8 protein-coding genes are annotated in these 6510 nt (G+C 72.0%); 4 read left to right on the top strand and 4 right to left on the bottom strand.

The genetic code is table 11. The features are described 5' to 3' along the window. Both FV218_RS07390 and FV218_RS07385 read left to right on the top strand, forming a co-directional pair. Positions 1-931: EAL domain-containing protein (locus FV218_RS07390; RefSeq protein ID WP_147709248.1), on the top strand; the 931-nt coding region annotated here is incomplete at its 5' end. Positions 932-1021: 90 nt separating this feature from the next. Next, entirely contained in the window at positions 1022-1909 is an 888-nt protein-coding gene (locus FV218_RS07385) for a TIGR01459 family HAD-type hydrolase (RefSeq protein ID WP_147709247.1), read from the top strand. A gap of 7 nt (positions 1910-1916) precedes the next feature. Here the strand turns inward: FV218_RS07385 and FV218_RS07380 are convergent, their stop codons facing one another. Then, on the bottom strand, positions 1917-2450 hold the full coding sequence (locus FV218_RS07380; RefSeq protein ID WP_056090042.1) for a protein phosphatase CheZ: 534 nt from the start codon (positions 2448-2450) through the stop codon (positions 1917-1919). 162 nt (positions 2451-2612) lie between these two features. Then, positions 2613-2996, bottom strand: coding sequence for a response regulator (locus FV218_RS07375; protein WP_018046001.1), 384 nt, complete (start codon positions 2994-2996; stop codon positions 2613-2615). Positions 2997-3274: 278 nt separating this feature from the next. Here FV218_RS07375 and FV218_RS07370 point away from each other — a divergent pair, with 278 nt between their 5' ends. Together FV218_RS07370 and FV218_RS23420 are read left to right on the top strand one after the other, a co-directional pair. Beyond that, a complete protein-coding gene (locus tag FV218_RS07370) occupies positions 3275-4297 on the top strand; it encodes a bifunctional riboflavin kinase/FAD synthetase (RefSeq protein ID WP_147709246.1) in 1023 nt (340 codons plus the stop codon). Between the two features lie 345 nt (positions 4298-4642). Beyond that, a complete protein-coding gene (locus tag FV218_RS23420) occupies positions 4643-4771 on the top strand; it encodes a hypothetical protein (RefSeq protein WP_281407805.1) in 129 nt (42 codons plus the stop codon). Positions 4772-4829: 58 nt separating this feature from the next. Here FV218_RS23420 and FV218_RS07365 read toward each other — a convergent pair whose 3' ends face one another. Continuing rightward, positions 4830-5597 (bottom strand): anti-sigma factor, encoded by a 768-nt coding sequence (locus tag FV218_RS07365; RefSeq protein ID WP_147709245.1) that lies wholly within the window; start codon positions 5595-5597, stop codon positions 4830-4832. Positions 5598-5868: 271 nt separating this feature from the next. Continuing rightward, on the bottom strand, positions 5869-6495 hold the full coding sequence (locus FV218_RS07360; protein ID WP_147709244.1) for a sigma-70 family RNA polymerase sigma factor: 627 nt from the start codon (positions 6493-6495) through the stop codon (positions 5869-5871). Between the last annotated feature and the right edge of the window lie 15 nt (positions 6496-6510).

Here is a 6510-nt window from a genome sequence, read left to right as displayed (position 1 = left end):
CCCGCCGGCCGCGCCGTGGACCCCCCGACCCCTCGATGTGGCCGCCCGCGAGGCCGCGTCGCGCGAGGCGGTCCGCGACGGCGCGATCCTGGCGGCCTTCGACGGGATCGGCCTCGAAGTCCATCTCCAGCCCGTGGTCTCCCTGCCGCAGCGCAAGGTCGTCTCCTACGAGGCCGTGGCGCGCCTGCGCGTCGCGGGATCGGGCGACCTCCCCTCCGGCGACCTCCTGGCGCCCGACGCGTTCCTGTCCATCCTCGAGCGCCACGGCCGGACCACCGATCTCGATCGGCGGATGCTCCAGTGCACGGCCACGGTGGCACGCCACCTGGCCGGGCGCGGCAGCCGGGCGGCCGTCGCCTACGGCCTGTCGCCGCTCTCCCTGTTCGAGCCCGGCTTCCTGCGGTCCCTGGGTCGCCTCGTGGCCGACGAGCCCGAACTCGCCGGCCGCCTCGTCGTGGCCCTGCCGCAGACGAGCTGGCGCAGCCTCGACGCCGAGCAGGCCGGGGCCCTGGCCGACCTGCGCGATGCCATCGGCTTCACCCTCGACCGGCCCGTGGACCTGCGCTTCGATCCGTCCGCCCTGGCCGACCGCGGCGTGGGTCAGGTCAAGGTGCCCGCCGACATGCTCCTGCGGCCCGGCACCCATCAGTCCATGCCCGACCTCGCCATCGAGGACCTCGTCGCCGCCCTGGGCCGCGCCGGCATCCAGCTTGTCGCCGACCGCGTCGAGCGCGAGACCGACGTGCCGGACCTCATCGACCTCAACGTTCCCCGGGCGCAGGGGACGGTGTTCGCCCCCGCCCGCGCCGTGCGCGCCGAGGTGCTGGCCGCCCCGCCGCCCGCACCCGAGGCGGCCCCGTCGGCGGGCGACGAGCCCGAGCCGCCGCCCCAGCGCCGCCCGTTCCGGGACTTTTTGCGGCGGGCCGGTTAGGCGCGTCGCCCCTCGTCCGGCGTTGATTTCATGCGCCCCCGCGCCTAACCGAGCGACGCGCCACGCCCTCGACCCCCCACAGGCCCCCGCATGACCGAACCCGTGCCCACGATCCCAGGGCTCAGCGCCATCGCCGACCGCTTCGACGTGATCCTGTGCGATGTCTGGGGCGTGCTGCACGACGGCGTGCGCGCCCATACCGGCGCGGGCGAAGCCCTGATCCGATTCCGCGACCTGCCGGGGGGGACGCGTCCGCGCCGGGTGGTGCTGGTCTCCAATGCGCCGCGCCCCTGGGGCGGCGTCCGGACGATCCTCGACGGATACGGCGTGCCGCGCGAGGCCTACGACGCCATCCTGACCTCGGGCGACCTCACCCGCAGCCTGCTGGCCGGGACGCCGGGGGCGCGCATCCACCATCTCGGGCCCGAACGCGACGCCCCGATCTTCGACGGCCTCGACATCCGCCGCGTCGCGGCCGGGGAGGCGGACGCCGTCGTCTGCACCGGCCTGTTCGACGACACCCGGGAGACGGCCGAGGATTATCGCCCGGCCCTGGAGGAGTGGCGCGCCCGCGACGTGCCGATGATCTGCGCCAACCCCGACCTCGTGGTCGAGCGCGCCGGATTGCTGATTCCCTGCGCCGGCCTCATCGCCGAGGCCTATGCGGCCCTCGGCGGCCGGGTGACCTATGCGGGCAAGCCCTACCGGCCGGTCTATGCGGCGGCCCTCGACATGGCCGGCGCCCTCGACGGCCTCGCCGCCCCGGACCCCGCCCGGGTGCTCGCCGTGGGCGATGCCCTGCGCACGGACATCGCCGGGGCGTCGGCGTTCGGACTCCCGAACCTCCTCGTGGCGCGCGGCATCCATGCCGAGGAACTGGGGGTCTCGACGGAAGGGGCCACCCTCGGCGACGTCGCCGAATGGCTCGGCCGTCAGTCCGTGCGGCCGGACGCCATCATCGAGCGTCTCGTCTGGTAGGCTTGGTTCAGGCGAACATCGCGTCGATGGCGTCCTGGGCCGTGGCGGGGCCGTTGATCTGCGGTCCGTTGAGGATCAGCAGCTCGCTGCGCACGCGGCGCTCCACCTCTTCCGGATCGATGCCGCCCTCGTCGCGGGCCTTCACGGCGGCGGCGAAACGCGACAGGCGGCTCTCCAGCTGCCGCAGGGCATCCACCACCTTGCTGATCCGCTGGCCGGTGATGTCCTGGAAGGTGCAGGCCTCGAAGATGTCGTTCATCCGCGCTTCGACGGTGGCCCGGTAGTTCTTGTCGTCCGGCAGGCCGAGGATCTCCTCGGCCGCGTTCATGATCGAGTTGGTCGCCCCCGCCGTCGCCGCCACCACGCAGCCGAGTTCCTCGTGGGCCATGGGCAGACGGTCGCGCGTCAGCTCGTTGGCCCGCAGGGCGGCGATCTCGGTGCGAAGATGCGCGATGTAATCGGCGATCTCCACGAGTTCCCGGACCAGGGACGGTTTCTCCGGCGCGGTGTTCGCCTTGCGCGCCCTGTTTGCGAGTGCCATCGACTCCCGCCTCCCCTGTGCCGTTCGTTCCTGCGAAGTGTCGGCCCCGTCTGCGCCTCGGACGACCCCCGCTCCATCCGCTCCGGGATGGCGGGGGTCGTCCGCGCCGGCGCGACGCGGCCGGGCCGAAAGGCGAACCGATCCGACGGATCGGTGCCCGCATCAGGCGCCGCAGACCGCCTCGATCTTGCTCTTGAGCGTGGCGGCGTTGAACGGCTTGACGATGTAGTTGTTCACGCCGGCCTTCTTGGCGGCGATGACGTTCTCGGTCTTCGACTCGGCGGTGACCATGATGAACGGCGTGGTGCGCAGGGCTTCGTCGGCCCGCACGTGGCGCAGCAGCTCGTAGCCCGTCATCGGCTCCATGTTCCAGTCGGAGATCACGAGGCCGTACTTGCGGTTCTTGAGGCGGGCGAGGGCGGCGGTGCCGTCGGAGGCGTCGTCGACCTCTTCGAAGCCGAGCTGCTTCAGGAGGTTGCGGATGATACGGACCATCGTCTGATAATCATCGACGACGAGGATCGGCATGCCGAGATCGAGGGCCATGGGCGCGTGTGCTCCGTCAGGTCGAGGCCGATGCGCTCACGCCGCGGCGGCTCGGGATTGGGCCGGGGCCGATCGATGTTCGTGCCCCGTGATCGTGAAACTACGGCCCATCGGCTTGCAAAGCGGTTAACTGCGGCGTCGTGTCGACATCCCGGAGCGAGGCGTGCCGGTGCGGGGCGTGGTCGTCGCTTGACCCCCCCGGCGGATTTCGACAGGTTCCGCCGCCGACGCGGGGCGTCGGACCCGCGTCCACCGAGCCACAGCACCGTCAGGACCAGATGCCGCCCGGCGACAGGACATCCTTGCCGGACCCGATTCCCGCGCCGGGCCGGCGTTTCACGGTCTGCCGCGAGGACGAGCCCGTGCCGTCGGCCATCGCCGGCGCCATCGCGGCCATCGGCAACTTCGACGGCGTCCATTTCGGGCATCGCGCCCTCATCGCCGCCGTGCGCGAGACCGCCGCCGCGGCCGGCCGGCCGGCCGTGGCCCTGACCTTCGAGCCGCATCCGCGGGCGTATTTCGCGCCGCATCTGCCGATGTTCCGCCTGTCCGACGCGGCGGCGAAGGAGCGGGTGTTCGCCCATCTCGGCCTCGACGGCCTCGTCGTCCGCCGCTTCGACGCGGTGCTGGCGGGGACCGGCGCCCGGGCCTTCGTCGAGACCCTGCTCGTGCGCGACCTCGGCCTCTCGGGCGTCGTCGTCGGCCACGATTTCCATTTCGGCCGGGGGCGCGAGGGCACGCCGGCCGTCCTGGCCGACCTGTGCGCGGGCGCGGGCCTGAGCTGCCGCATCATCCCGCCCGTTTCCCTGCCGCCCGTTTCCCAGGAGGATGCCATGGAGCCGGTCTCGTCGAGTGCGATCCGCACGGCCCTGGCCGAGGGCGACGTCGCCCGCGCCAACGCCCTGCTCGGCTATCGCTGGTTCGTCTCGGGGGAGGTGCAGCACGGGGACAAGCGCGGACGCACCCTCGGCTACCCCACGGCCAACGTCGCGCTTCCCGCCTGCGGCCTCGCCCACGGGATCTATGCCGTGCGGGTCGCCCTGCCCGACGGCGGCCTCCGGGACGGGGTGGCGAGCTACGGCCGCCGGCCGACCTTCGACGACGGGGCGCCCCTCCTCGAGGTCAACCTGTTCGATTTCTCCGGCGACCTCTACGGCCAGGCCATCACGGTGGAATTCTTGGGCCATATCCGCGGGGAGGAGCGCTTCGAGTCCGCCGAAAGCCTCGTCGCCCGCATGGATATCGACGCGGCGCAGGCGCGCGCGATCCTCGCGGCCGATACGGTCCCGTCCATGCTGTAGGCTCTTGCATGCTGTAGGCTTTTAGTCCCGTCGTGGACGGGGACCGGGTCACGCCCGTCCCTCCGGCGGTTCCGATGCCCCCTGCCGGTCACGATTCGTTAACCATCCCGGCGCATTCTCCCCTCACCCCGGACGCGGCTTCGCTCCACGGTCGGAGGGGACCACGAGGCCGGGACGGATGACGCCGGATGTACGCGCATCCGCTCCCGGCTCCCGTGGTCACCGCGCCAGGACGCGGCTCCCCGGGGACCCTCTCAGTTTCGCCGAAGTTCGGGCGCTCCCTCGAACGCACAGCTCGGGCTCCGTCCGGAGCCGCGACGTTCCGCTCACGAAGCAGGTGCCCCGATGGTCAAAACTCTGATGGTCGTCCTGACGGTCGTTGTTGTCCTCGCCCTCGCCGCCGCCGTGCGGGTGGTGCTCCTGCCGTTCCGGAGTGTCCGAAGCCTGGCACGCCGACGCCTCGCCGCCGCCTGAAATCCGCGCGGCCCCACCCGCGGGTGGGGCGACGATCCGGGAGCGCCGGGACGCGCCCCTACAGCTTCGTCGGATTCGCGGCCAGCCGCCGTGCGGCGACCTGAAGACCGGCATGATCGTGGCCGCCGCTCAGGGCATAGGCCGTGCGGCCGACGATCCAGTAGGCGGTCTCGCCATCGCCGGGACTCGCCACCTCGCCCTCGCCCGGACCGGCCTTGCCGCCCTGGGTGGCGAACAGGGAGAGTTCGCCCAGGGCCCCGGCATCGATCACCACCTCGACGCTCGTGCCGTTGCGGGCGGGCACGATCTGCACGTCGCGCACGGTCCAGTCGCCCGGAAGGTCGGGGAGGGCGATGCCCGTGGCCCCGGCGATGCCCGTGCGGTCGTAGGTGGTGGTGCGCTGCGCCGCCAGCCGACCCCGGATCTGCGCCGCCTCGCGGGCGTTGCGGGCATCGGCCACCAGGGTCGGATCCACCGGAGCCGCGAAGGTGTCGGGCACGCCGAGAAGGAAGCTGTCCGAATGCGCGAGCCACCCGGCGCCCACCAGCAGGGCGATCACGGCCGCGCGGCGCAGGCGGTCGCCGACCCGGCGCCAGGCGAGGGACCGGTCGAGGCGGCGGGCCGCGGCGCGGTTTCGCTCCGGCCCCGGACCGGGCATCCGGGCGAAGGCCTCCCGCAGGGCATCGCGATCGTGCATCTCGGCCATGACACGGGCCGCGATCTCGGGATTGCGCCCGAGGTGGGCCTCCACGTCGAGGCGTCGCATCACGTCGAGCTGTCCGTCGACGAAGGCGGTGAGATCGGTGTCTGTAATCGGGTCGACCATCGCTGTCGCTTCCATTCGGTTCTGGCCTGCGCCTCGGCGCCGATGGTCTTCCGGCCAGATCGGTCGGTCCGTCACCACGATGGCAACGCCTTCGGCTTTCTTCGGGGACAGCGGACCGATCAGGGGATCGAAGGACCCCGTTGACGACGCACCACCCTTTAACCTGCGATTTCCATATCTTGAGATTTCCATGGGCCTGAACGAGTTCGGCCCGGAAACCGGATCGGGCCGCTGCCGGCCCTGTCCCGCTACGGATTGCTCCGCGGACCGATCAGCTCTTTCCCGCGGCCCGTCCCCCGAGCCCGGCGCCTGCGTCTGCGTCTGGTGCCCCAGCCTGCTGGGGCACCAGACGCAGGCGCGGACGCTCCGGTGGCGGGCGGCGCTGCTGATCCAGATCGCGCTCGCCCTCCTCGAACGCCCTGAGGGCGGCGCGCCCGCGGCCCAACCGCGACATCAGGGTGCCGATGGGAATGCCCAGGACCGCGGCGGCGTCGGCGTAGGCCATGCCTTCCAGGGTCACGAGATGGAGGGCGGCGCGCTGCTCTTCCGGGAGGGTGAGGAAGGCGCGGCGGATCTGGGCGAGGCGAACCTGCGACTCCTGGGCGGGAGGGGTGATCTCCTCGCTCATCTGCACCAGGGCCTCGGCGTGGCGCGATTCCACGCGCCGGCGGCGCTGTTCGTCGATGAAGACGTTGTGCAGCACCGTCATCATCCAGGTGCGCAGGTTGGTGTTCGGCCGGTGGATCTGACCGGATTCGAGGGCGCGCACCAGGGCATCGTGCACGAGATCATCGGCCCGCAGGCTGTCGCGGGTCAGCGATCGCGCGTAGCGCCGCAGGGGCACCATGAGATCGACGATGGAGGTGGCGGAGCCGTGCCGGAGCGGTTCGGTCGTCATAAGAGTAATAACGTG

Source organism: Methylobacterium sp. WL69 (genome assembly GCF_008039485.1).
In the GTDB taxonomy this organism is placed as follows: Bacteria; Pseudomonadota; Alphaproteobacteria; order Rhizobiales; family Beijerinckiaceae; genus Methylobacterium.
This window is presented reverse-complemented; position numbering and strand designations above follow the sequence as displayed.

Excerpts from the sequence above, each read along its gene's own strand:
- FV218_RS07370 (WP_147709246.1), top strand. The coding sequence starts at position 3,275 with ATGCCGCCCGGCGACAGGACATCCTTGCCGGACCCGATTCCCGCGCCG.
- FV218_RS07380 (WP_056090042.1), bottom strand. The coding sequence starts at position 2,450 with ATGGCACTCGCAAACAGGGCGCGCAAGGCGAACACCGCGCCGGAGAAA.
- FV218_RS07375 (WP_018046001.1), bottom strand. The coding sequence starts at position 2,996 with ATGGCCCTCGATCTCGGCATGCCGATCCTCGTCGTCGATGATTATCAG.
- FV218_RS23420 (WP_281407805.1), top strand. The coding sequence starts at position 4,643 with ATGGTCAAAACTCTGATGGTCGTCCTGACGGTCGTTGTTGTCCTCGCC.
- FV218_RS07365 (WP_147709245.1), bottom strand. The coding sequence starts at position 5,597 with ATGGTCGACCCGATTACAGACACCGATCTCACCGCCTTCGTCGACGGA.
- FV218_RS07360 (WP_147709244.1), bottom strand. The coding sequence starts at position 6,495 with ATGACGACCGAACCGCTCCGGCACGGCTCCGCCACCTCCATCGTCGAT.
- FV218_RS07385 (WP_147709247.1), top strand. The coding sequence starts at position 1,022 with ATGACCGAACCCGTGCCCACGATCCCAGGGCTCAGCGCCATCGCCGAC.